The sequence below is a fragment of the Rohdeia mirabilis genome (assembly GCA_007750655.1).
GTDB lineage: Bacteria > Planctomycetota > UBA1135 > UBA1135.
In genome coordinates this window covers 4,539,900-4,565,439 of record CP036290.1, presented here as the reverse complement: position 1 = coordinate 4,565,439, position 25,540 = coordinate 4,539,900, and the positions used below count along the sequence as shown (strand labels likewise).

The following is a 25,540-nucleotide window of genomic DNA, read 5'->3' as shown; positions in this document are numbered from 1 at the left end:
GCGGGCGACTGCTCGACTATCCTGCTCGGCAGATGACCCCCGAGCTCGACCCCCCCCGTCCCGACTCCGCCGACCTGCCCAGCTCCCGCGGCGCGCTCGATCCCGCCCCCGAACGCATCTCCGCGGCCGGCGTGACGGTCATCGTCCCCGCCTACAACGAGGTGAACGGGATCGAAGGGGTGGTCGAGCGCCTGTCCGGCCTGAACCTGGGCGTGCCGCTCGAGGTGCTGGTCGTGAACGACGGATCGACCGACGGCACGGCGGAGAAGCTGGCGACGCTCGAAGCCGCGCACCCCGTCCTGCGCGTGCTGCACCACCACGCGAACCGCGGCTACGGAGCGTCGCTCAAGAGCGGGTTCGCCGCCGCCCGCCACCGCGTCGTGATGATCACCGACGCCGACGGGACCTATCCCGAGGACCGCATCCCGGACCTGCTCGCGCGCATCGACGACGGCGCCGAGATGGTGGTCGGCGCGCGGCGCGGGACGGACGTCCACATCCCGCTGATCCGGCGGCCGGCGAAGGCGACCCTGCGCGCGTTGGCCTCGTTCCTGGCCGGGACGCACATCCCCGACCTCAACTCGGGTCTGCGCGCGTTCCGCCGCGAGCTCGTGCTGCGCTACCGACCGATCCTGCCCGACGGATTCTCGTTCACGACGACGATCACGCTGGCGTCTCTGACGAATGCGCACCGCGTCGACTACATCGACATCAACTACGCGCACCGCGAAGGACGCAGCAAGATCCGCCCGATCCGCGACACGCTCGGCTTCACCGCGCTGATCATCCGCACGGTGATGTACTTCAACCCGCTGAAGGTCTTCTATCCGGCCTTCGGGTTCCTGTTCCTGCTGCTGTGCGGGTCCTTGGCCTACGACCTGTTCATCGAGGATCCGCCGAACCTGGGCGACAAGACCGTCTTCCTGTTCATGGCGGCGGTGCAGGTCCTTTCGGTCGGACTTCTCGCCGACCTGGTCGAGAAGAAGTCGCGCCTGTGACCGGTGCCGATCGCACCGGATCCGTCCACGCGCGGCACTGGACGCTCGATCCGGACTGGGTCTTCCTGAACCACGGCAGCTTCGGCGCTTGTCCGCGCGCCGTGCTCGAGGAACAGAACGAATGGCGCGCTCGTTTCGAGGCGCAGCCGGTGCGTTTCGTCGTGCGCGAACTGGAAGCGGCGCTCGACGGCGCGCGCGCGGACCTCGCGCGGTTCGTCGGTGCGGATCCGGACGACCTGGTGCTCGTTCCGAACGCCACGACCGGCGTGAACTGGGTGCTGCGCGGGATGGAGCTCGCGCCGGGTGACGAGATCGTGCTCTCGAACCACGAGTACAACGCGACGGCCAACGCGGTGCGCTTCGTGGCCGAGCGCGCGGGGGCGAGCGTGCGCGAGGTCCGTGTGCCGTTCCCGCTCGCCAGCGAGGATGACGTCGTCGAGCGCGTGATGGCGGCGTTCACCGAACGGACGCGCCTCTTGGTCTGCGACCACGTCACGAGCATGACCGGCCTCGTCCTGCCGATCGCGCGCCTGGTGGCGTTGGCGCGCGAACACGGCGTCGAGACGCTCGTCGACGGAGCGCACGCGCCGGGCATGCTGCCGCTCGACCTGCAGGCGCTCGGCGCGGGGTGGTACACGGGCAACTGCCACAAGTGGTTGTGCACGCCGAAGGGGTCGGCGTTCCTGCACGTGCGGCGCGACCTGCAGGACGCGACGCCGCCGCTGGTCACGAGTCACGGCCGCAACGCGACGCGCACGGATCGGTCGCGCTTCCGCCTCGAGGCCGACTGGACGGGAACGTGCGATCCGAGCCCGTGGCTGTGCATTCCGCGCGCGATCGACGTGCTGGGCGGTCTGTTCGACAGTCCGGACGGCGACGGCTTCGACGCCTTGCGCGCGCACAACAAGGGCCTCGTGCTCGGCGCGCGCGAGCGGCTGTGCGCGGTGCTCGGCATCGAAGCGCCCGCGCCCGAGTCGATGATCGGATCGATCGCGACCGTGCCGCTGCCCGACGTGGCGGACGACGAGCCGGCGCCGAGCGAACCGTGGCTCGACCCCTTGTACGACCGTTTCGGCGCGCGCCGCATCGAAGTCGTCGTCGGTCCCTGGCCCGCGCCGCCGAAGCGCGTCCTGCGCGTGTCCGGCCAGGCCTACAACGCACCGGGGCAGTACGAGCTGCTCGCGCGCGAACTCGCGGCCTGGTTGGCGGAGCGCTGAGCGGACCGACTTCGCGATCGGCGCGAACTCGGGCGGCGCCGGTCGGATGTGTCGCTTCCAGGGCGATCCACATCACCGAGTTCGATGCGCCGCAGTGGCACCCGCACCGTGACCCTGGCGCGCCATCGGGGTAGTCCCGGTCGCGGACGCGGACCCGACTCGCGCCCTCGGCGGCCGCGTTCTACGATGGGGCCCCTCCCGCGCCGGGGCCGGACGATCCGGCCGCGCCGACCCCACCTCCATGCCGAACGCACGCCCGATGACTTCGCTCTCGCGTCACGCCGCCACTTTCGCCCTGGCCCTGCCGCTCGTCGCCGGGTTGCCGCTCCTGGCCTCGTTCGGACCGAGCACGGCCGCCGCTGCCGCCACGGCCCAGGAACCGCTCGAGAACCTGAAGACCGTCCAGGCCGAGATCCTCGCGAAGGCGATCGAACTGGCCGAGCTCGCCGACGACATCAAGGCCGACGTCGAGCGCGATCAGATCTACCGCTGCATCCTCGCCTACGACACGGACAACAAGGACGCACGCAAGGCGCTCGGGTACACGAAGAAGAAGAACGAGTGGGTCTTCAAGAAGTACAAGGAGCCGAAGAGCCGCGCGGGCGACGACGAGCTCGCCGACCTCTCCGCGAAGCGCAAGGCGGCCGCCGAAGCCCTGGCCGACCGCGTCGACGAGTGCTTCCCGACCGAGAACGCCACCGCGCGTCACAAGGAGGAGCGCCGCGCCGAGCTGGCGAACCTCGCGATGCTCGACTGGAACAACGAGGACCTGCGCGAGCGCGCCGGACAGAAGTGGGACGAGGAGCGCGAGGAGTGGCGCATCTTCGAGGTCGTCGACGCGAAGTTCGACCGCCTGCTGCGCGAGGGTCTGATGAAGGACCTCCAGGCGAACTCGCCGACCGGGACGCGCGCGGAGCTGGACCCCAGCGGCCAGGCCACCGGCATCGCGTTCACCACGGTGATCGAGTGTCCGCGCGCGCTCGTCGCCACGACCGGCACGCCGGAAGAGGGCCAGCGCGTCCTCGAGATCTTCCACCAGGCGCCGGACATGCTCACGCAGATGTTCGGCATCCCCGACCCGTTCGCCCAGCAGGGCGTGCAGTTCCGCTACTACGGTCTCGCCGATCCGGACCTGCGTCTGCAGTTCTACCAGCGGCACCCCGAGTTCCAGGGCGATCCGCAGTACCAGTCGACGATCGCGGGCTCGCAGTTCGGCAACTACATCTGCTGCATCGCTTCGAACCAGGCCGCCGGTCGCTACGACATGGCGGCGAACCAGCGCGTCGGCAACTACCTCGAGCAGGTCTTCGGCGCCGACCTCAACAAGGGCTGGGTGCGTGCGGGTCTCGGGCTGTTCCTGTCGTCGCAGCTGTGCGGCACGCGCCTGACCCTGTGGATCCAGACCGACGACTACGGCGAGAAGGACGGACCGAGCCTCGGCGAGCGTCTGCGCGACCCGTCGGTGGACTGGCTCGACGAGGCGCGCCTGCTGCTGCGCCGCAGCTCCAACCCGGTCAACCTGGTCACCGTCATCGGCAAGAAGACCGCCGACTTCTCGGCCGAGGACCTGCTCGCGTCCTACGCCATCAGCGCCTACCTCTTCGAAGGGCGCCGCGCCGACCTGATCGAGATCCTCAAGGGCGTCGGCAAGGGCGACAACCCGACGCTGACCTTCGAGAAGCACCTGGGCATGCCCATGGACGCGTTCCGCGAGCGGCTGGTCGAGTGGCTCGGCGAGATGCGCAAGGGCTGAACGAGCCCGAAGCGCCGCGAGCCTGCGCGCCGCGGTGAGCGACCGGGGGAGTGCCCATGGCGGGCGCTCCCCCGGTTCGCGTTCCGGCGCGCTGCCGGCCGTGGGGTGGTCGGGGCCTGATACCGTGCCGGGCGCCATGGCCGCACCCTTCCTCCCCCGCACCCGCGCCGAGATGGCCCAGCTCGGCTGGGACGCGCTCGACGTGCTGATCGTCACCGGCGACGCCTACGTCGACCACTACTCGTTCGGCGCGGCGGCGATCGCGCGGTACCTCGAGAGCAAGGGCTATCGCGTCGGCATCCTCGACGTGCCCGAGCTCGAGCCGGACGGTTCGGGTTGGGAGCGCCTTCCGACGCCGAAGCTGTGGGTCGGTGTGACCGCCGGGACCATCGACTCGATGGTCACGAACTACACGGCCGCGAAGCGCAAGCGCCGCACCGACGTGTACCGGCCCGGCGGTCTGCCCGGTCGCCCGAACCGCGCGACGATCGCCTACACGGCCGGCGCGCGTCAGCACTTCAAGGGCGTGCCCGTCGTCGTCGGCGGCATGGAAGCGGGGCCGCGCCGCCTCGCCTACTACGACTTCTGGGACGACAAGATCCGCCGCTCGATCCTCGTCGACTGCAAAGCCGACCTGCTCGTGTGGGGGATGGGCGAGCGCACGAGCCTCGAGATCACCCGCCGCTGCGAGAAGGGCGAGAGCCTGCACGGGCTGGCGCAGTCGTGCGAGATCGCGAGCGCGTGCCCGGCCGACGCGCGCGTGGTTCCGTCCTACGAAGAGCTCGTCGCCGACAACAAGCTGTTCGTGCCGCTGTTCCAGGCCGTGCGCGAGGAGAACCGGCCCAGCGGCCGCGTCATCGCCCAGGCCCACGGCAATCGCTGGGTCCTGCAGTACCCGCCCGTTCCGCCCGCCGCGCCGGACGAGGTCGACGAGTACTACGACCTGCCGTTCCAACGCGCCTGGCACCCGGACCACGAAGCGGCCGGAGGCGTGCCCGCGCTCGAACCCGTCAAGTTCTCGGTCAACACCCACCGCGGCTGTTTCGCGGACTGCTCGTTCTGCTCGATCACGTTCCACCAGGGCCGTGCGATCCAGGGGCGCAGCGAGGCGTCGATCCTGAAGGAGGCGGCCAAACTCGGCGAGCGCTTCGACTTCAAGGGCACGATCACCGACGTCGGCGGGCCCACCGCGAACATGTGGGGTCTGGGCTGCAAGCTGCTCGAGAAGGGCGAAGCCTGCCTCGATCGCGACTGTCTGACGCCCGACCCGTGTCCCGCGTTGCGGCTCGACAAGGCCAGCGAGGGCTATCGGCGCCTCTTGGGCCTCGTGAAGAACACGAGCGGCGTGAAGAACGCGTTCGTGTCGAGCGGCGTGCGCTACGACATGCTCAAGAACAAGAAGGGCGAGACGCTGCCGCTGCACGACACGCTGGTGAAGGACCACGTGCCGGGTCGCATGAAGCTCGCGCCCGAGCACGCCTCGCCCGAGGTGCTGCGCCTGATGAACAAGCCGGGCTTCGAGAAGTACGAGGAGTTCGAGGAGGAGTACAAGGCCGCCTGTGCCGAGAACGGCCGCGACCAGTACCTCGCGAACTACTTCATCGTCGGCCACCCGGGCACGACGCTCGAGCGCGCGGTCGAGCTGTTCGAGAAGCTGTTCGAGCGCAACTACAGCCCCGAGCAGGCCCAGGAGTTCCTGCCCCTGCCGATGACGCGCGGCATGGTGCAGTTCGTGGCCGGACAGGACCCGATCACGCTGGAAGAGGTCTACGTCCCGCGCACGATGGCCGAGCGCAAGCAGCAGAAGGCGCTCGTGCGTTGGAAGGACCCGGACAACGCCGGCATCGTCATCCGCGCGCTCGACGAAGCGGGCCGCGGCGACCTGATCCCCGCGTTCCGTCAGGCCCTCGAGCGCGAGATCAAGCGCGGCAAGGCCGGCCCCGGCAAGCGCAAGGGCCGCGGCAAGGCGAGTCGCCCGCCCGAGTCGGCGGATCTGGACGTGGCGGGCTGAGGGGTCGGTCTCACCGAGGATCCACGAGGTGAGCGGCGCCCCTCTCCGGATCCATCCGGAGTCCGGACGGGCTTCCGAAATCTGGACGTGCGCAATCGGCCCGAGGTCCTCCCAAGGTGCCGGAGAGCGTGGCACAGTTCGTGATCAGGACGATCCACCGGGCCACGTGGCTCGATCGCCATCGACCCTTCCGACCACGACCATGCTGCTCCTCACCTCCGCTTCCGCCCTGTCCTTCCTCCTGTTGGCGCAGACCGCGCCCACGGCCGATTCCAGTTGGCAGCAGGTCGGTCCCGACGGCGTCTTCACCTTCGTCACCTCACCCGACTACGCGAACGACGGGCTCGCTTGGATCGCGACCGGATCGGTCAACTACGAGGGCGACGGCGACTTCCACCTGGTGACCGGACACGGTGACACGGTCCAGCTGCTGAGCTCGTTGCCGCAAGGCGACGATCCGCAGCTCTTGACCATCTCACCGACCTTCGCCGTGGACCACACGATGTTCGCCACGAGTGGGCGCATCCTGGCTCCCGCGACCGAGCTCTGGAAGAGCACCGACGCTGGCGCTTCGTGGACCAAGCTGCCGCAGCCGTCGCCGCTGCCGTGGGGCAACTTCTTCAAGGACTTGGCCCTCTCGCCGAGCTTCGCCACGGACCAGGTGATGATCGCCAGCCCGACGGGGCAGGGCGGCGACACCTATCGCTCCGCCGACGGGGGGGCGACCTGGATCCTCAACCCGTTCCCGACCTTCGACATGCGGGACATCACCTTCGCCGAGGACTTCGCGACGTCGGGCTTCGCCTACGGCATTCGCGTGACCACGCCGACCTTCCACCGCAGCACCGACTTCGGCTTCGTGTTCAAGCAGTGCAGCCATCCGTTGAGCAACCCCGGCATCTGTGCCGGGGTCTTGTTCGCGAACGGGATCGAGGCGGCACCCGTCGGTCCGCAGGGGCAGCGTCCGATCTTCTACTTCGGGAAGGGGGACGCCGTCGCGCTCGCCCCGCAGAACTTCGTGCGCAGCCTGGACAACGGCAGCAATTGGGACCTCGGGACCGGTCCGGGGAGCGCCCCCGGGAGCTCCGGCCAAGGGCTCGAAGGACTGACGATCTTCGACCTCGCCATCGCCGACAACGGTCTCGGCACCGGCCGCCTGTACGCGGCGACGAGCAACGGCGTCTACGTCAGTGAGGACAACGGGACGACGTTCGCGCCGCTCGACGCCGCCGGACTCCCGACACTCGTGTCGAGGATCGAGCTCGCTGGAGGACCCGACGGCGACCTCTACGTCCTCGCTGGTGGGTTCCCCGATCCGCACCTATGGGGGAGCCCCAGCCCCGGAGCGACGCGCCCGGGCAACCTCTATCGCCTGCGGCTGTCCGGCACCGGCTCGGTCGACCTCGGCTTTGCGCTCGCCGGCGTCAGCGGCGAGCCCGAGCTGACGGCCACGACGGCCTTCGGCGCGACGAACGACTTCACGCTCGAGCTGACGGACGCGGCGCCGTCCGCGCTGATGTTCCAGGTCTATGCCGACCAGCCGGTCTTCGCGCCCGTGTTCGGAGGAACGCTCGTGCCGGGCCCCGCGGTCCTCGTGCCGCGCACGACGGGTCCGCTCGGAAAGTACGTGACGCCGTTCACCTGGCCGGCGTCGTTCCCGCCCGGTTCCGCGGTCTACACCCAGGCTTGGATCCTGGACGCGGTGGGGCCGCAGGGATTCTCCGCGTCCAACGGTCTGAAGCTGACCAAGCCCTGAGACGCGAGGGCTCGTTCGGCAGGTGCGAGCGGGGCGAACGCCCATCGATCGTTGCACTCTCGACGCACGCTGGACCTCGACCGTGGCGCGGTCGAGGTCCAGCGTCGTTCGGGCGGGGTCGTTATCTGAGTGCCGACGCGCGGTCGGGCCCGCGCGCCGTGCACAGGGGCGCTCGACTGCGGCTCGTGACCTCGAGCAGGTGGGAGCAGGCTTAGGTCTTCACCGGGCCCTGCACCTCGTCGAGCGGGGCGCTGAACGCCACGGCGTCGAACTGCCTGACCATCTCGCCCGGTCCGAACGTGCCGGGTCGCTCGAAGCTCGCGCCCGAGCACGCCGGCGACCTGATCCCCGCGTTCCGCCAGGCGCTCGAGCGCGAGATCAAGCGCGGCAAGGCCGGCCCCGGCAAGCGCAAGGGCCGCGGCAAGGCGAGTCGCCCGCCCGAGTCGGCGGATCTGGACGTGGCGGGCTGAGCTCTACGGCAGGAGCCACGCGCTCTTCGCGTTGGTCGCTCCGTAGAGCTCGAAGGCGCCGGGCGTGTAGAGAATGGCTGCGTGCCACGCGGACACGCCGAGCAGCTCGAGCGGCGAAGCGGACGGAACCGTGAATCCGACCGTCGCGCGCCCCTCGCCGTCGAGCACGCCGAACATCGGCCACACGAGTCCTGCGCCGCTGAACGCGAGCAACAGGTCGGTGTACGGGTCGAGGGTGAGCGGGAGCCCAGTCTTCGAGAACGGCATCGGGACGCTGCTCTGGATGCCCGTCAGCGAGCCCAGCACCACGAACGCGCCGCCGGCCAGCGCTCGGCCGGCGTCGATGCTGAGTTCCTGCGTGCCCCCGAGCGTCAGCGAGAGCTGGTCCCTGTCGCCGATCAGCGAGGGGGTGCTGAAGCTCCACAGGGCACCCTCCTCGCTGGACGGCGAGCCGGGCGGATCGAAGTCCCAGAGCTCGTTGCCGAACGCTACCGCGCCGCGCGTCACGGCCAGCGTTCGACCGAGGACTCCCGAGCCGCCGAAGGATCCGTCGAGGTCGTCGTCCGGCGAGACTCGAGCGACGAGCGTCCAGTCGCGATCCGGCTCGATCCTGAAGACGAGAACCTCGTCGACGGGGACTTCGACACCGGTCGCGACCGCGACCACGTCGCCTTCCAGGTCGACGTCGGCACCGAACGCTCCCGCGTCGACGACCGCCGGGGCGCCATGGATCGTGAACCAGTTCCAGCTCCCGTCCAGGAGGCGTTCGAACGTGTACACGAGCCCCGACTGACCATCGGGCGAAGGGTCGACGAACGGCGCCGCGATCACGATCCGCTCGCCATCGAGTGCGATGGACTCGCCGAACGAACGCGGGCCGCTCGTCGGCGGGTCCGGTCGAACGAGTCGTTGTTCGAGGTTCCACGCTCCGCTCGCGTCGCGGCGGTAGCGGAATACGGCGCCGTACTGCGGTGACGGCGGACCGACGACGTGCGGGTCGGAGACGAACAGGTCGTCGCCCTGGATCGCGACGTCGCGTCCGAAGTCGGATCCGCCGAGCACGCTCTGGCCCTCGGGGAACTCGAGGATCGCCGCTTCGAACCACTCGCCGCTGATCGGCTCGCGCTCGAAGACCAGGGCACGGCGTCGGCTCCCGGGGGAGACCGGTTGGAAGGGATCGGTCTCGATCGTGATCACGGCGCGGTCGCCGTCGATGTCGAGGGCGAGCACTTTCGCTCCGACCTCGACGTCCAAGTTCGTCGTCAGAGCGGCCTCGATCCGCCACTCTCCATCGTCGAGTGACGTCACGTAACCGATGTGGCCGACCAGGGAGCCCTCCACGAACTCCAGGCTGCCGCTCGTCAGCCCGCGGCCGCCGCCGAGCGCCACACGGTGACCGAACTCGCCCTCGCCGAGGAAGAGCGGATCGCTCGTCGGGTCGAGCGCCGACTCGAGCACCCACGTGCCGGTCGCACCCAGGACGAAGAAGTGGAGGCGTCCGGGGTCGGGGACGGACACGAGGTGGTTCCGATGGCCGACCATCAGTCGACCCTCTTCCGCGTCCGCGCTCGCGCCGAACCTGCCCGGCACGGAGGGAGTCTGTTCGAAGAGGATCTGGCGCTCGACGGGGCGCTGCTCCTGGGCGAGCGCGTGATTCGTCGGCGCGACGCTCCAGATCGCCAGCACCAACGCGGCGGCGGTTTCGATCGAGCACTTCATTGGACGATCTCCACGCTGACGGAGTTGGACACGAGTGCGGGCTCGACGAAGGGGACGAGTTGGAAGGTCACGTACGCGTGGTGCAGCGTCGAACCGATGAACGCGGGGTCGGTGCCGGCGGGCAGTGCGAAGAGCGACGATGCTCGGCCGGTCTCGTCGAGGACACCGAAGAACGGGTCGATCACGCCGGCGCCGAGCCCGCCGACGAGCGCGTCGGTGTACGCGTCGAGGACGAGGTCGGTCACGAACGGTGTCCCCGGGATCGGTGTCGGCGGACCGAGCCCGCTCATGCTGCCCAGCAGCACGAATGCGTGGAACGCGCGTTCGGGGCCTCCGTGCAGGACGAGCGCCTGTGAGCCGCCGTTCGCAGCGGAAACTCCGAGACTCCCGCGGGCGAGGTACGCCGGCTCGAATGCAAGTACGTACGAGTCGCCTGTCAAGACCTCACCGTTCTCGAGCTGGACGTTCGTTCCCACCGAGTACTCGTTGTCGGAGAGATCCTCGGGCGCGGATTTCGATCCGGTGAGGAGGCGCTCCAGCTTCCACGTCCCGTCGGACCGCATGGTGTGAACCGAGACCACTCCGGTGGCGTTCGGTCCCGGCATCCGCGCGCCGATGGCGACGGTCGAGTCCTCGACGGCGATCGAGCGCCCGAACTCGAACGGCTCGTAGACGTACTCGGGTGCGATCGGGTGTGCCGGTTCCCAGACGCCGACCGTCGACCGGCGGAAGGTCTCCGCGCGACCCGGTCCACCGAGCCCGATGGCGTGCTCACCGACCGCGATGAGGTCACCGTCGATGTCCGCGCTCGATGCGAACCGTCGATACGTATCGGGGTCGGTCGACTGGAGTTCCGCCACGAGCGCCCACGCGTCATCGGGAGCGAGCTCGTAGACGAAGACCTTGCCCTGCGCCGACGAGCCCGGGACGACAACGCTCTTGGGTGCCGTGACGACGAGCGTCCCGCCGCTGATCGCGACCTGGGTCCCGAAGTCGCTCTGACCCGCGGGTGCCGGGGGAGCGAGGATCTGCCACAGCGTGGACGGTTGGCCGGGCGCGGTCCGGAACACGTGCACCGCGCCGGTCGCGCTCCCGCTCGCGGAGTCCTGGTTGGGACTCCCCACGGCGATCCACGGACCCGAGTACGCGACCGACGCACCGAACGCATCGACCGAGTCGGGTGTGGGCGTGGTCAGAAACTCGATGTTCGTCCACGCACCGTCGGGCTGCCTTGCGAAGCGCGCGACCGAACCGGCGGAAGACTGCCCGGCGACTCTCGACGAAGGGCTTCCGATGAGGATCTCGGTCCGCTGCGCGGCGATCGCGAAGGACTCGAAGTCTTCGACCTCGAACGTGATACCTCCGGTGAGCGCGAGGTTCACGAAGAGCTCGGACGCAGGCTCGTCCGGTGCCCACGAACCGTCGTTCGAACGCACCAGTGCGAGTCCTTGGTGAAGTGCACCTTCGATCGCGATGGCGAGGCGGTCCGAGCTGCGCGCCAAGTCGACGAACTCCGTTCCCGAGTCGCTCTCCAGTACGAGCGACGTCTCGAGCTCGTACTGGGCGAGAGCGGCCCCCGAGAGGACGAACAGGGCGCCCACTCCGAGCGCGTAGCGAAGGACGGATTGCATTCGAAGATCGTAGACGACCCGGACGCGTCGAACGGGTCGGGGGACGCCAGATCGAGAGTGTCCCGTGCAATCGAAGCGCTCCACCGACCTTCGACGCGGCCGCTGGCGAAAGGGAGCCCTCGAGGGCCACCTACCATGGCGAGCCGGAACGCCCCGAGCGCGACGACGACCGTGTGGCGACGCGCTCGATTCGCAGTTCGTCCACCGCGGCCTCGGGCCGTGCGGGGGCACCGCGGTTCCCGCCGAGCAGGACCTCGACCTCGTCCTCGAACGCGCCGCCGAAGAGCGCCGCAGGTTCGAGGTTCGCGTCCGCGCCGTCGACCACTTCGCCGTCGACGAGGAGCTCGATCGCGCCGTCCTCGCAGTTCACGACGAACACGATCCAGTTGTCGGCATCGACGGGTTCTCGGCCCGCGAGGCGCACCGTTTCGGAGCCTACGCGCAGCTCGAACGCCGGGCGTCCGCGCTGCCCGCGCAGGTCGAGGCGCAGGGAGCGGTCGGCACCGGCGTGCACGACGAGAAGCGCGCTGCCCCTAGGGTCCGCGCGCGCCACGCAGCGCAGCGACCGGGCACCTTCGAGGTCGAGCACCGATAGCGGCAGCTCTTCCGGCCGTGGTCCGAGGTGCGGCGTTCGAAGCCGGTGCCGACGCACGGCTCGGTCGATCTGGACGTGGCGGGCCGAGCTCGCGCTACTCGACCGGCCCCACGTCCATCCCGTCGTAGGACGTGAGCGCGAAGCGTTCGGCCAGCTGGTACATGCCTTCGGCGAGCTCGAGCAACGACCGGGGGTCGTGCACCTCGGCGCGCTCGACGTGCAGGTAGTACAGCGCGTCCTCCGGCGCCGCATCGACGTCCGGCGGGTAGATGTCCACGAAGTCGAAGCCTTGGACGGCGAGAGCGGTCGCGGCCAGCTCGAGCCGCTTGCGCTCGGGATGCCCGAAGTAGTGGCCCCACAGTTTGGGCTCGGCCATGTCCCAGTCGGTGGTCGCCGCGATCGTCGCGAACATCTCCTCCAGTCCGGCGAGCGTGATGGTGCGCTCGAGCAGGACGGACGAGGACTCGACGGGCGCCGCGCTCTCGGCACCGGGCACGACGGCGGCGGACGTGGCCGTCGTCGGCTCGAACCAGGTCGTCGTCGAGTTCGAGGCGTCGTCGCCGGCGGGCGCGGCACAGGCGACGGCGAAGGAAGCGAGCAGGGTCGCGGCGAACGTGCGGTGGCGCGTGGATCGGGTCATGGCAGGTGCGAAGTCGTCGGCGAACCCGTTCGTTCGCGATGGGTCGGAGAAGTCTCGGGCGACGCGCCTCGGGTCCTGGTCCGGCGAGCGGCCGGTCCGTGGCCACGTGGCGCGGCGCGACGTGCGACCCGGGGCCGAACGCCGCGCCGCTCACCGCTCAACTGCGGCTCGTGACCTCGATGACGTGGTAGCCGAACTGGGTCTTCACCGGACCCTGCACCTCGCCGACGGGCGCGCTGAACACGACCGCGTCGAACTCCTTGACCATCTGGCCCGGTCCGAACGTGCCCAGGGCGCCGCCGTCGCGACCGGACGGGCACGAGCTGTGCTGCTTGGCGAGGCTCTCGAACTCCGCGCCTCCCTCGAGCTTGGTCACGAGGTCGAGGGCTTCCTGTTCGGAGGAGACGAGGATGTGGCGGGCGCTGGCGCGGGACATGACTGGATCGGGTCGAGGGTGGTGGAGTGGGGAGCGGGCTCGGTGGGCGTCGGCCGTGCCGCGCGCCCGCCCGCATCCTTGGAGCGCGCAGTCTAGGCGACCGGGATCGGGGCCGGCGCGGCGGACCCCGTCGCGTCGCCCGAAGTGGAGGGCGTCGCCGCGTCTCGGACTTCGAGCCCCATCTACGGCGTCGAAGCGCTCGAGCCGATCGGGCCGACGAGGCACCGACTTCGAGCCGATTCGTCGATCGAGCGAATCGGAGCAGCGCGCGACTCCGCGCCGCGCCCATGCCAGTGGCTCGCATCGTCCCCCGGGCCCGATCTCGTGCGCGCACCCAGGTCGAGCCGCCGAGTCGCGACTTCGAGCGCGTCCGAATCGCCCTCACGTTCTCGGTCCGGGGCCTCTCGACGACCGTCCACGGTCGACGGGGTCGACGGGATGGTGCCGATCGGGACGACCGTCCCGTGCGGCACTCTCCGCCGGTCCACCGCCGAACTTCGGATGGATCCAGTCGTGCGCGGTCCCCTTCCTACGCCTTCCTACGCCGCGCTCGGTCCCGCGAACGCCGCCCGCACCACGCGCCGCATGAAGTGCGCGGCGTCCTTGGCGATCGCGGCGTCGGGATCGAGGCGCGCCAACAGATCGGGCGCGGTGACCGGGCCATCGGCGCCGCCGACCAGACGCACGCGGCGGTCGGTGCCGGGCGAGTCCGGGGTCAGGCGGATCACGACCTCGGGGCCGTGTTCACCGTCGGTGTGGAGGTTCAGCTCGAGGTCGTACTCGATCTCGCCGCAGCGCACGCGGTAGACGAGGACCCGATCGGCCGGCTCGTCGAGCGAACGGCAGCCCACGATCCGCACCGTGCGGGCGCCGGCGATCGTGACGCGCTCGTCCGACAGGTTGAGATCGCGCAACAGGCGCAGGAGCGCACGGGCGCGGGCGGCGGGGGCCGGGGTGGGGTCGAGCGTATCGGTCATGGCGCGGGGGGCGTCGGCCGGGAAAGGCCCCACGGGGGGGCGGGGCCTTCGGAAGACGCTTGTCGGTCGGGCGCCGACGGACCCTGAGGGGCCGCTACCATGGCGTCCCCTCAACGGACCCCGGCGCCCGCTCGTACGGCGCCGTGGCCCTCGACCTCGCGGGGCTCTCGCGACGCCCGTCCGAAAGGGCGCCAGCCCGACCACTGTGCTGACCCGCACCCGCCGTCAGCCGAATCGTCCATCCGGACCAGACTCCCATGCGCCGACCGTTCGCAGCTCTCGTGCTCCTCGCCCTCCTCGCCGCTCTCGTGCCCGCCTTCGTCGGCAGCGCCGTGAGCCAGGAGGCCAAGGACGTCAAGGACATGACGACCGAGGAGCTCGTCGCCGAGCTGAAGACCCAGAAGGAGCTCGCCGATCGCGCGCTCTTCACCCAGCTGGTCAAGTCGCGCGAGCCCGCGGCGGCCCTGGCGCTGATCGAGGTCTACGACGTGATGGGGTCGCCGGCCGGCCGCCTGCGCGTGATCGAGTCGCTGCCGCCGTTCACCGACATCGCGGACGTGAACGCGAAGGTGCTCGACAAGCTCACCGACATCGCGACGAAGGACAAGCGCCGCCTGCTGCGCATCGAGGCCGTCGCCGCGCTCGCCAAGTCCGAGCAGGGCGGCCGCAAGCGACTCGAGGCCATCGTCGACTCGCCGGCCGAGGATCAGATCCGCATCGAGGCGATGCGCTTGCACGTCGAGAAGGCCTCCGCCGCCGACACCACCTGGTACCGCAAGCTGTGGAAGCCCGACGAGGAGGAGGACGGCAAGAAGAAGAAGGCGAAGAAGGACGAAGAGAAGAAGGAGCCGCGCCGCCTGATCGACCTGCGCCGGCTCGCGTTCCAGGGGCTGATCAAGCACCTCTCGACCGACGAACTGGTCGAAGCGCTGTCCGAGGAGGGCGGTCCGAACCTGCGGCTCGCGTTCGAGGAGCTGACGACGCGCAAGGCGCAGGAGGCCGAGGACAGGGCCGACCAGATCTTCTCGATGCTCGAGGCGGACCCGCTCGCGCGCCTGGCAGCGGCCGAGCTGCTGCTGGCCCTGCGCGAGGACGACTTCCTGCGCGACGTCGAGAAGGTCGGCAGCAACCGCCAGTCCTCGCCGGCCCTGCGCCGCGGTCTGGCCGAGATGCTGCGCGACAACGCCGACGAGAAGACGCTGGCGAAGGCCGCGAAGAACATCACCAAGGGCAAGGCGGAGGAGAAGATCTTCTACGCGCTGGCCTGCGCCCGCGTCGAGGACGACAAGGTCTCGAAGAGCTACCGCAAGCTACTCGGTGACAAAGAGCTCGAAGTGCGCACCACGGCGATGCGCATCTGCGCCGAGCGCGGCGACGACGAAGCGGTCGAGGACCTGCTCGAGATCGTCGAGGACGCGGAGGACGCCGACGACCCGAACGAGCTGGGCATCGCGCTCTCGGCGATCAGCACCATTCGCGACGGGAACGTGGAATGGGGCAAGCAGGTGCGCCAGTACACGACCAGCCCCGCCGGGCCGCTGCGGATCGCCGCCCTGCACGAGATCGCCAAGCGCAAGGACGCCGAAGCGCTGCCGATGATCGAGAAGGCGCTCGGCCACGAGGACTGGGCCACGCGCCTCGCCGCGATCGAGGCCTGCGTCGAGATGCGCAACGAAGCGACGATCCCGATGCTCATCGAGCGTCTGCCGAAGGAGGAGGGCCGCATCGAGACGGCGGTGGCCGAGGCGCTGTTCGCCCTGACCGGCGCTCCCTACCAGAAGCGCGCGAAGGCCTGGGAGAGCTGGTGGCGCGAGGAGGGCGCGGGCTTCAAGTGCATCACGCCGGCCGAGCTGCGCAGCCTCGAGCGCGAGCGCGCCGCCCAGCGTCTGGAACTGACCACCTCGACCTCCGAGTTCTTCGGCATCGAGATCGAGTCGCACCGGATCGCGTTCGTGGTGGACGTCTCAGGCTCGATGGAGGAGAAGGTCAAGGGCCAGTACGTCGGCGAGGAGGGCGAGATGCGGATCGAGGTCGCGAAGACCGAGCTGATCAACTTCCTCGACGCGATGGACGCCGGCGCGCTGTTCAACATCATTCCGTTCAGCGACCGCGCCCGACCGATCCGCGAGGAGATGGTCGTGAACGAGCCGGAAGCGCTCGAGGAGATGAAGGAGGAGGTGCGCGACCTCGTGGCCTCCGGCGGCACGAACATCTACGACGGCCTGCGGACCGCCTTCGCGGACCCCGAGATCGACACGATCGTCGTGTTGTCCGACGGCGAGCCGACCGAGGGTGAGGTGCTCGAGATCAACGCGATCCGCCAGCTCGCGAAGCGCTGGAACGAGCACCGCGGAGTCGTCATCCACACGGTCCAGATCGGCGCGACGTTCGAGCTGCTGCGTTGGTTGGCCGAGGACTCGGGTGGCGAGACGGTGCTCATCCCGTGAGACCCGGGGGGCCGACAGGTTCGGTCCCCGCCTCCGACGCTCGTCCGTTCCAGCCGCCCCTACCGCCCCCCAGACCATGCGCGTTCGCCGCACCGCCGCCACGTCCGTGGCGCTCCTTCTCGCACTCACCGTCAGCGCTCCCGCGACGCACGCGTTCGCGCCGCGGCAGGATTCACCGCCCGCCGAGGACGTGGAGGCCGCCGAGGACGAGGACGCCCTGGTCGCGGCGGACTTCGAGTTGATCGCAGCGCTCGGCGACCGCACGCCGAGCCACGTCTTCCGGCGCCTCGCCAACGCGGGCCACGTCGACGTGCCGGCCGGTCTGGCCGCGGTGTTCGCGGACGAGACGCTCGCCTGGCGCACGCGTTCCCTGGCGCTCACCGCCTGGGCCCGCCACATGCGCACGGCCGAGGACCTCGAGGAGAAGGACGAGCGCGAGGCGTCGATCGACCGACTGCGCGAGGCGATCTCGACCTGGCTCGACGACACCAGCAGTCCGCTGCGCCGCGCCGCCGCCATGGAGGCCGCGGACGAGCTCGGCAGCGACGGTGAAGTCCTGCTGCGCGCCGTCGTCGACGAACGGCCGGACACGGTCGACGCCGTGCGCGCGTTCGAGCTCTTCGCCGACGATCGTCGTCTGCCCGACTACGCCTGGTTCAAGACGGTGTACGGCCGCGGCGGCAAGAAGGCGCCGAACGACGAGATCGCCGCCTACGCCCCGGACGGTGCGCTCGGGCGCATGCGCGAGATCGCGTTCCGCGAGACGTGCGAGGAGATGCGCGGCGAGGAGTTGGAGGACGCGCTCGAGGACCGCTCCGCCGTGATCCGCGCGCGCGCCAACGAGGTCCAGGACGATCGCGACGACGTCAAGGCCGACGAACGCGCCGAGGAGTACATCGAGGACGACGACGAGCCGATCGAGCTGCGCCGCTGGGCCGCGTCGAAGATCGCCGACCACTTCGATCGCGAGCGCTACTTCACCTACTTGTTCGAGGACGTCGGCTGCGGCAAGAAGATCGACCCCGAGCTGCGCCGTGCGATCTCGGGCGAGATCAACCGCGCCATGCCCCAGCGCGTGCTCGACATCGTCCGCAAGCAGCTCACGAAGGGGCGCCCGCCCCAGATGCTCTTCGCGATCGATTCGCTGCCCGCGCGCGTGACGATCGCGCGCACCGGGCGCCGCAACGGACCCGGCGGCGACGCACGTGACGAGGGCGAGGAGACGGAGGCCGACGCCTTCGGCGACGAGAAGGTGCTCGAGGCGCTGCGCGCGAACCTGACCGAGAAGGACCGATCGGTGCGGCTCGAGTCGCTGGCGGCGATGGTGGCCCGCAACGACACGGGCGGACTCTCGCTGGTCCAACGCGCGGCGCGCAAGGCCAAGGACGACGAGGACGTGGCGGCGCTGCTGCGCGCGCGGCTGGCGCTCGGCGACGCCGAGAAGGACCTGCTGGAGGACGCGCTCGAACTGACCGGATCCGACGTGATCCAGGCGCGTCGGGCCGCGATCTCCGTGGCCGGCACGATCGACCCGGACGGCCACGAGGAGCTCCTGCGCGAGGCGCTCTTCGAAGGTCCTCCGACCCTTCGCCGCGCTGTCCTGGACAGTGCGACCGAGCGGCGCTGGGGGCGCGGGGTGACGCTGATGATCGAGGCGCTCGCCATCGACCACCTGCCCACGCGCGACCGGGCGCTGCGTTCGCTGTGGACGTTGACCGGCAAGGACCTCGGCGCCTTGCCCGCGGACTGGGAGGAGTGGTGGTCGGGCGAGCGCGGCGCCTTCGAAGCCGTTGATCCCGAGCTCGCGCGCGATCTGCGCGACGGGTGGGGGAGCGCGCTGCGCCGCGAGGACGTCTTTGGTGAACTGCTCGGCGTCCCGCTGCGACGAGCCAACGTCGGTGTCGCGTTCGACCTCGGGATCGAGGCGCTCGGTGCGCCGGCTGCCCAGCGTCACGTCGGCGAGTCCCCGGCCGCCTCGTTCGTCGAACTCGTGCGCCGCGACCTGGTCGACCTCGCGCGCCAGGCCGGACCGATCGTCCAGTTGCGCATCCTGCCGGCCACCCCCGAGTCCGAGTCGCCCTGGCAGGGACTCGCCGCCTGTGGCGCCAGCACGGCCAGCGCGATCGACGACTTCTTCGAGGGCTTCACGCCCGTGCGCACCGCCTCGCTCGAGGAGCTGGTCGCCGGGGCCGAGGCGGACGTCGCACTCGAGAGCCTGATCGTCGTCTCGACCGGCGACCGTCCGAAGTTCGACGCCGAGGACGCCGAGGCCCTTCGACGCGCGTTCACCCTGCGCAACCGCGAACGCGACCTGGTCGTCCACGGTGTGGCCCTCGGGGCGCACGACCGCGCGCTGCGGTGGCTGGCCGAGAGCTCGGGCGGCACGTACGTCTTCCTGCCCTAGCGCCGCCCTCGCCGAGGCCGCGGAGCGTTCCGCAGCTCGGCACCGCCCACGCGAATCGAACCGGACCGCGCCACGAAGCTGCTCATTCGACTCCTCCTGGCCGCGGGCCTGCTCGCGCTGCTCATGTGGTGGTCGGGCCTGCACGTCGACGACGTCGCACGCACGCTGCGGCGGCTCGGACCGGGGACCTTCGCCGCGGCCTTCGGACTGCACGTCGTCAGCTACCTGTTCCGCGCGCGCCGCTTCCAGGTCCTCGTGCCGATCGCCGAGCGGCCGCCCCTGGCGGAGGTGGTGACCGCGTCGGCGGCGCACAACCTCGCGGTGCAGGTCCTGCCGGCCAAGACCGGTGAGTTGACGCTGATCGTCTACCTGCGCGGCCGATCGGGCGTCAGCGGATCGGCGGCGACGGCGAGTCTGTTGGTGTCGCGCCTGCTCGACGTGCTGATGCTGGGGGCGATCGGTGGGCTCGCGGCGATGGTCGTGGCGCGCGAGCGGGGCGGACTCGCGCTGGTCCTGGCGGGCGGACTGTTCGTCGGGTCGCTGCTGGTCGCCATCGTCTTCGCGCGAGCGACGCGACTGACCGACGGGCTGGCGCGACGTCTGGCGACGCGCGGACCTCGCGCCCGACGGGTCGGCGAGATCGTCGGTCGACTGGGAACGGCGCTCGAGTCGGCCGGGCAGCGCACGAGCCTCGTGCCGGCGCTGCTGCTGTCCGTCCCGCTGTGGCTGTGCGTGTTCGGGTTCTGGGTCACGCTCGCCAGCGGGCTCGGACTTCCCGAGCACATCGGCCTGCTCGACAACGCGTTCGCGACCGCCAGCGCACAGATCGGATCGCTCGTGCCGCTCGCGGCGTTCGGCGGGATCGGTCCGATGGAAGCCGGTTGGCAGTTGGGCTACGGCATCCTCGGCGTCGACCTCGACACGGCGCTCGCGGTCGGACTGTCGACGCACCTCGTGCAGCTGTTCAACGTCTCGGTCCTCGGTGGACTCGCCCACCTGCGGATGGCGGTGCGACCGAAGGCGCGAACCGAGGCGTCCTGACCCGCGGAGCGCGCGCGTTCGCGGTCAGAATTCGCGGGTGCGCCAACGGGAACGCGAAACTCGCGCACGGTTTTTCGCGCCTCGACGGCACGAACCGCGGTGCCAATCCCGGCCTCGCATTCCTGGATCCGCCTCGAGGCGTTCGCACCGGCGGCCCGCGCGAGGGACGAAGCGGCCCAACCGCGGGCCGAACGACGCACGCGCGAGCGCGCGTCGCGAGCGCACGTCGCGCGATCGGGACGCCGGAGCACGCGTCCTGGGAAAACGCCCTCGCGCGCGCGTCGAACGCGTCGTGGTGCCACGGATGGGCCGCGAGCGGGGCGTCTTGACGCTCTCTAGGAACGCGCATAGCGTCCCGCTCGCTCGCTACAGATCGACCTCGAAGGGGAATCGAGTTCGTTCGGCCAAGGGGTCTCGACAGCGCGCCGCCACAGCTTCGCTCGCACGAAGCGTCGGCAACGCGCACCAGGCCACGACCGTCCGTCCTTCATGTCCGCCTCCACCTCGAGGTGACTGCACGTCGAGCGCTCCACGCAGCACCGCGCGTTCGATACGGCCGTCCACCGGCGTCTCGTTTCGCGTGCACCCAACGCACCGGCACATGGTCACGCCCAAGTCCTCCCCTCCCGTCTCCTCGGCTCTCGACGGCGCTCCCGTCGTCGGCGCCGCACCGCGCTTCGTCCACCGCCGGCTCGCGTTCGCGGGTGCCTGCGCCCTGGTCGTGACCCTCGGCGCGGTCTCGGCCATGCCTTCCGGTGCCGCCGAGCCCGAACCTGTGTCCGCGTCGACCGCGGCGCCGATCAGCAAGGTCAGCGCCGTCTCGGCCCCGCCCGCGACGTTGCGCGACGCGAGCGCCGGAAGCATGGAAGCGCGCGTGTCCTCGACGATCGCGTTCCAGGACGGAGCCGACGTGTCCCTGACGAAGGGCACGCACGCCGAGTTGAGCTTCCCGCAGCCGATCAGCCGCATCGCGATCGGTGATCCCACCGTGGTCGAGCAGCAGACGCTCACGAACCGCCAGGTCCTGCTGCGCGGACTCGCGGTGGGGCGTACGAGCCTGATCGTCTGGTACGAGGACGGCAGCTACGAGCGCACCCACGTGTGGGTCAAGAAGGACCTGCAGCTGCTCGATCGCGCGCTGGCCGACATCCACCCGAGCCTGACGGTCGACATCGCGCCCGATCGCGAGGCGTACGTCCTGCGCGGACACGTTCCGACGCTGACGCTGCGGCGCGCGGCCGAGCAGGCGGCCGAGGCCTACCTCGATGCCGGTCGCGGCCCCGTGCTCGTCGGCACCGGCGACACGGCGGACTCGGCGCTGGTCACCGAACGCACCGATCGCGGCTCGAGCGGCTCGATCATCAACCTGGTTCGCGTCGACGAGCTCGGTCCGTCGCAGGTCCAGCTGGTCGGTCAGGCCCTCGTGGCCGCCGGCTACGACGACGTGGTCGTGCGCATGGTCCAGCGCGGCGACGTTCCCGACCCGGAGCACGACCTGTTCGTGCTGGACGGCAAGGTCGACGACCAGATCGCCCTCACGCGCTGTCTGACCCTCGTCGGTCGCCTGGTGGGCGGGAGCAGTGACTCCGGCGACATCACCGTGGTCGCCGACGAGGCCGGTTCGATCCGCGACTTCGTCGGTTCGGGCAACACGGGCGCGAGCGGATCCCGCGGCTTCGGCACCAGCGGTCGCTCGAGTTCGGGCGTCGGACGGTTGCAGCTCGACAACGGTGTCGAGGCGAACGTCGGTCGCGCTTCGGTGCTGTCGACCGCCGGGGGCCGCGTGCTCTCGTTCCTCGAGGTCACCGACCTTCCGCAGGTGCGCGTGCACGTCGAGCTGTACGAGGTCGACCGCGACGGACTGAAGGAGGTGCGTCCCAAGCTGACCGCCGCGCTGTCGGACTTCGATGCCGCCGGAGTCGGCCGCAGCCCGCTGACGACGCAGTTCCAGGGCACGCCCACCGGCAACCCCGACGCGCCGTTCACCGGCGGCCTCGGGACGGGACCGACGAGCGACACGGACATCCAGAACGTGCTCAGTTTCCTCGACGGCTCGTTCGCCGACGAGGTGCAGCTCTCGACCGGGCGCCTGGCCCTGTCGGCGACGCTGCGCTTCCTCGAACAGGAAGGCCTGGCGCGCAGCCTGTCGCGTCCGAACCTGACGGTGCTGTCGGGCGAGTCCGCGCAGTTCCTCGTCGGCGGTGAGCTGCCGATCCGCCAGAACACGGTCTCCGACGCGTCGGGCGGCGTGATCACCACCGGCGTCGTCACCGAGCAGTTCGGTATCGGCCTCGCCGTGCGTCCGCTGGTCGGACGCGACGGGCGCGTGACGCTCGACCTGCAGCCCGAGATCACCGAGCCGGACTTCGACCTCACTGCCGACGTCGTGGCCGCCACGAACACGGCCCAGGAGACGGTCGGCTTCCGCACGCGGACGTTGCGCACCAGTGCGCGCCTCGCGGACGGCGAAGCGCTGTTGATCGGCGGCCTGCAGACGCGCAGTCACCAAGGCTCGCGCAGCGGACTGCCCGTGCTCGGCCAGGTGCCGATCATCGGTTGGCTGTTCCGCGAGACGTCGGAGCAGGAACGGCGCACGGAACTCGTCCTCGTCGTCACGCCCGTCGTCCTGCGCGAGCCCGAGGCGCGCGCGCTCCTGTGGCGCCACGGCGACCCGCTGCAAGCGTTGCTCGACGCCGTTCCGCCGCCGCCGGAGCCGGAACCGAAGGACGGCCAGAACGCCGCCGTCCCGACCGACGAACCCGAGTCCGCGGACGCGCCCCAGCGTCCCTGAACACACTTCGCGCACCCTCTCGCCGCTTCGGCGGGAGGGAGCACTTCTGCTTCTCCCACCACTTCGATCCATGAAGCTTCACATCAAAGCGACGCGCACCAAACGCGGTGCCGCGCTCGTCGAGTACGGCCTGCTGGTGGCCGGCGTGGCCGTTGTCGCGCTCGCCGCCGTGGCGGTCCTCGGCAACAAGGTCGGCGACCTCTTCGCCACTTCGGCCGCGGTCCTTCCCGGCGCGCACGAGGGCGACAACGCTCCCATCGCGACCGGTCAGATCGCCACCACGACGACCGTCGACGGCGTCGTGACCCTCGAGACGAACCCGGAGTCGATCAACACGATCGGCGAGAACCTGGGCGTCGATCTCTCCGACCTCGTGATCGACACGAGCGGCAACTCGTCGTCCGGATCGGGCGGCAACTGAGTGTCGTCGACCGCGCCGGGAGCTCGCGCCAACCGTGAGCTCCCGGAGGCGGTCGTCCTTCCACGCGCACGCCCACTCCCCCTCGTCCTTCACCTTTCCCCCCAGCCGAACCCGACCGATGCGCCCGTCCAGCCGACGTCCCATGCGATCGAACGAGTCGAACCGGAGCCGCCGCGGCGGTGTCCTGATCGAGTTCGCGATCGTGGCGCTCGTGTTCTACGTGCTGTTCGCTGCGGTGACGGACATGGGGCGTGCGACGTTCATGGCGTCGACGGCCAACGATGCGGCGCGCCTGATGGCGCGCGAGCTCGCTCGGACGCCGTTGCCCGCCAACTACAACTTCCGCGAGGCGCTCGGTGACCCGCGGGTGACCGGTGCCGCCGATCCGGCCAACCCCGGCATCTACGACGCGCGCTACCTGGTCGTAGACCTCGACACGCTCGAGGACGGCCAGAGCCTCGACGACTTCTTCTCGGACAAGCCGCTGGTGAATCGCGCGCTGCGGCCGCTGATGATCTTCGACTCGCCGGTGATCGACGGCTCGCAGAAGCGGCTCTACCGCTATCCCGGCGCGCTGCTGAAGAAGACGAACACCGACGGCTCGTCCGACCAGTACCTGGTCGCGATCCCGATCGTCGACAACGTCGAGACGGGCGCCGGCAGCGCGGTGTCGCAGGTGACGGGCTGGTTGCCGGTGGTGCAGGAGGTGCGCGCGATCCCGCCCGGGATGTTCGTTCCCGCCGGAGGAAGCCCGTTCGACGTGCGCTCGCCCGACGGCGGTGTGGCGGCCATCCGCATCAACGTGCCGTTCCAGTCGAGCACCACGTCCTCCTACGCCGTCGATCCCGCCGAGCCGCTGGCCGAGCAGGAACTGCTGTCGGTCGTGTACGCCGACGCGCCGCCCGGACCCGTTCCGCCCGCCGGCACCGTCGTGTTCGGCGAGGCCGAGCTGATGGACGCCGGTGCGTTCGGCAACGAGAGCGGCGCCTACGCGGGCCAACTCGGGCTCGGGAAGTTCTACGCGCTCGGCGGCGAGGTGCGCCCGTTCCGCCGAATCCTCTCCGGGCAAGCGGTCTTCCGCCGCGAGGTCTTCGGCCGCCAGTTGACCGGCACGCCCTGAGCGCTGCGCTCGCGCCACCGCACCGCTCACCGATCACCGCTCGCGCGCGCCCTCCCCGCGCCGCGAACCGACCTCCCGCCCCTCACCGATCACCGGCCGCCCAGCTGCGACCGCCCACGACCCCAGCCGCTCCACGACCATGCGTCGCCGTCGACAAAGCCCCTTCCCGATCATCGTCGCCATCGTGCTCACCGTCGCTCTCGCGGTGTCGCTCCTGGCCAACTGGTCGCTCGTCAAGACCGGTGAGTTCACGCTCCCCGGCTCGTCCAACCCGATCCTCGCCGCGCCGAAGAAGGAGGCTCCCGCTCCGCCGCGCGAGGACCTCGTCGCGGTCTACGTGCCGGCGCGCGATCTCCCGGCGTTCCACCAGGTCACGCTGAAGGACTTCTTCCGCGACGACGGCACGCCCAGCGTCATCAAGCTGCCCAAGGAGGCGATGGCGGGTTCGTCGTCGTTGCTCGCGACAGGTGATTCGATCGGCCGCGTCCTGCGGCGCGAGAAGGTCAAGAACCGCGCGTTCCACCCGACCGACTTCTTCCCCGCGGGGACTCAGCCGGGTCTGACGGCCGGCGTGCCGCAGGGCATGGTCGGTCGTTGGGTCGACTGCGAGAAGGTCCACGGCCTCGAAGGTCTGGCGATGGGCGACACGATCGCGCTGACGGCCAGTTCGACGGTCGAGCCGCTCCTGCCCGAGGGCCTCACCGACGAGGAACGCGTCAACTTCCTGATGCAGTTCCGCCTGCAGGGCCTCGATCGCCAGGCCGAGGTGCGCCGCGTCGTCACCTTCGGACTCGTCGTCCAGCCGCCGGTCCCGCGCGTGGACGAGAACGGCAAGAAGACCGGCATGAACTGCTTCCTCGCCCTCGATCCGATCGAGGCGATCGACCTGACGGCCGCGCTGCAGGTCGGCGATCAGGTGCAGGCGATCACGCAGTCGGGCCAGGCCGAGGCCGGGCGTGTCGACCTGCAGGACATCGTCGCCGACGACCCGCTGATCCCGGTCAACGACCGTCCGCGCCCGGCCGAGGTCGAGCAGATCGAAGGCGCCAGTCGCCGCACCCAGCAGGTTCCGCGCGGGCAGGCTCCGGGTCGCTGATCCGACGTCCGGCCGCG

19 protein-coding genes and 1 pseudogene are annotated in these 25,540 nt (G+C 70.4%); 13 read left to right on the top strand and 7 right to left on the bottom strand.

The window, feature by feature from the left end:
- Positions 1-32: 32 nt before the first annotated feature.
- The 5 genes from Pla163_RS16970 to Pla163_RS16950 all read left to right on the top strand — a co-directional run bounded on the left by Pla163_RS16970 (position 33) and on the right by Pla163_RS16950 (position 7,735).
- Positions 33-998, top strand: coding sequence for a glycosyltransferase family 2 protein (locus Pla163_RS16970; RefSeq protein ID WP_145191358.1), 966 nt, complete (start codon positions 33-35; stop codon positions 996-998).
- Positions 995-2,215 carry an aminotransferase class V-fold PLP-dependent enzyme gene (locus tag Pla163_RS16965; protein ID WP_145191355.1) on the top strand — a complete coding sequence of 407 codons (1,221 nt, stop codon included), beginning with the start codon at positions 995-997 and terminating at the stop codon, positions 2,213-2,215. Before Pla163_RS16970 ends, Pla163_RS16965 begins: the two co-directional genes overlap by 4 nt.
- A 259-nt stretch (positions 2,216-2,474) precedes the next feature.
- Positions 2,475-3,968, top strand: coding sequence for a hypothetical protein (locus tag Pla163_RS16960; protein ID WP_145191352.1), 1,494 nt, complete (start codon positions 2,475-2,477; stop codon positions 3,966-3,968).
- 136 nt (positions 3,969-4,104) lie between these two features.
- Positions 4,105-5,979, top strand: coding sequence for a YgiQ family radical SAM protein (locus Pla163_RS16955; protein WP_145191350.1), 1,875 nt, complete (start codon positions 4,105-4,107; stop codon positions 5,977-5,979).
- Positions 5,980-6,181: 202 nt separating this feature from the next.
- Positions 6,182-7,735, top strand: coding sequence for a beta propeller repeat protein (locus Pla163_RS16950; RefSeq protein ID WP_145191348.1), 1,554 nt, complete (start codon positions 6,182-6,184; stop codon positions 7,733-7,735).
- 211 nt (positions 7,736-7,946) lie between these two features.
- Here the strand turns inward: Pla163_RS16950 and Pla163_RS16945 are convergent.
- A pseudogene (locus tag Pla163_RS16945) lies at positions 7,947-8,039 on the bottom strand (peptidylprolyl isomerase); the annotation flags it as partial.
- On the opposite strand from Pla163_RS16945, the gene Pla163_RS19220 reads away from it, so the two are divergent.
- A complete protein-coding gene (locus Pla163_RS19220) occupies positions 8,035-8,205 on the top strand; it encodes a hypothetical protein (RefSeq protein ID WP_419186512.1) in 171 nt (56 codons plus the stop codon). The pseudogene Pla163_RS16945 and the gene Pla163_RS19220 sit on opposite strands and share 5 nt — an antisense overlap.
- Positions 8,206-8,208: 3 nt before the next feature.
- Here the strand turns inward: Pla163_RS19220 and Pla163_RS16940 are convergent, their stop codons facing one another.
- From Pla163_RS16940 to Pla163_RS16915, 6 genes are all read right to left on the bottom strand, one after another.
- Complete coding sequence (locus tag Pla163_RS16940) at positions 8,209-9,924, bottom strand: hypothetical protein (RefSeq protein WP_145191346.1); 1,716 nt, start codon at positions 9,922-9,924, stop codon at positions 8,209-8,211.
- The gene (locus Pla163_RS16935) at positions 9,921-11,555 is read right to left on the bottom strand and encodes an FG-GAP repeat protein (RefSeq protein ID WP_145191344.1); all 1,635 of its coding nucleotides are present in this window, start codon (positions 11,553-11,555) and stop codon (positions 9,921-9,923) included. The genes Pla163_RS16940 and Pla163_RS16935 overlap by 4 nt, the downstream gene beginning before the upstream one ends.
- A gap of 130 nt (positions 11,556-11,685) precedes the next feature.
- On the bottom strand, positions 11,686-12,144 hold the full coding sequence (locus tag Pla163_RS16930) for a LamG domain-containing protein (RefSeq protein WP_145191342.1): 459 nt from the start codon (positions 12,142-12,144) through the stop codon (positions 11,686-11,688).
- 100 nt (positions 12,145-12,244) lie between these two features.
- Entirely contained in the window at positions 12,245-12,790 is a 546-nt protein-coding gene (locus Pla163_RS16925) for a ribonuclease E inhibitor RraB (RefSeq protein WP_145191340.1), read from the bottom strand.
- Positions 12,791-12,947: 157 nt separating this feature from the next.
- On the bottom strand, positions 12,948-13,226 hold the full coding sequence (locus tag Pla163_RS16920) for a peptidylprolyl isomerase (RefSeq protein ID WP_145191338.1): 279 nt from the start codon (positions 13,224-13,226) through the stop codon (positions 12,948-12,950).
- A gap of 539 nt (positions 13,227-13,765) precedes the next feature.
- Positions 13,766-14,203 carry a hypothetical protein gene (locus Pla163_RS16915; protein ID WP_145191336.1) on the bottom strand — a complete coding sequence of 146 codons (438 nt, stop codon included), beginning with the start codon at positions 14,201-14,203 and terminating at the stop codon, positions 13,766-13,768.
- A 257-nt stretch (positions 14,204-14,460) separates the two neighbouring features.
- Here Pla163_RS16915 and Pla163_RS16910 point away from each other — a divergent pair, with 257 nt between their 5' ends.
- From Pla163_RS16910 to Pla163_RS16880, 7 genes are all read left to right on the top strand, one after another.
- Positions 14,461-16,650, top strand: coding sequence for a HEAT repeat domain-containing protein (locus Pla163_RS16910; protein WP_145191334.1), 2,190 nt, complete (start codon positions 14,461-14,463; stop codon positions 16,648-16,650).
- 76 nt (positions 16,651-16,726) lie between these two features.
- Positions 16,727-19,054: a hypothetical protein gene (locus Pla163_RS16905; RefSeq protein WP_145191332.1), complete on the top strand. Its 2,328-nt coding sequence runs from the start codon at positions 16,727-16,729 to the stop codon at positions 19,052-19,054.
- 54 nt (positions 19,055-19,108) lie between these two features.
- Positions 19,109-20,095, top strand: coding sequence for a lysylphosphatidylglycerol synthase transmembrane domain-containing protein (locus Pla163_RS16900; RefSeq protein ID WP_419186501.1), 987 nt, complete (start codon positions 19,109-19,111; stop codon positions 20,093-20,095).
- Between the two features lie 601 nt (positions 20,096-20,696).
- Positions 20,697-22,886 carry a pilus assembly protein N-terminal domain-containing protein gene (locus Pla163_RS16895; protein ID WP_419186070.1) on the top strand — a complete coding sequence of 730 codons (2,190 nt, stop codon included), beginning with the start codon at positions 20,697-20,699 and terminating at the stop codon, positions 22,884-22,886.
- Positions 22,887-22,956: 70 nt separating this feature from the next.
- A complete protein-coding gene (locus Pla163_RS19215; protein WP_419186069.1) occupies positions 22,957-23,307 on the top strand; it encodes a hypothetical protein in 351 nt (116 codons plus the stop codon).
- A 142-nt stretch (positions 23,308-23,449) separates the two neighbouring features.
- Positions 23,450-24,427, top strand: coding sequence for a TadE/TadG family type IV pilus assembly protein (locus Pla163_RS16885; protein WP_419186068.1), 978 nt, complete (start codon positions 23,450-23,452; stop codon positions 24,425-24,427).
- 139 nt (positions 24,428-24,566) lie between these two features.
- A complete protein-coding gene (locus tag Pla163_RS16880) occupies positions 24,567-25,523 on the top strand; it encodes a CpaB family protein (protein ID WP_145191322.1) in 957 nt (318 codons plus the stop codon).
- The last annotated feature ends 17 nt before the right edge of the window (positions 25,524-25,540 follow it).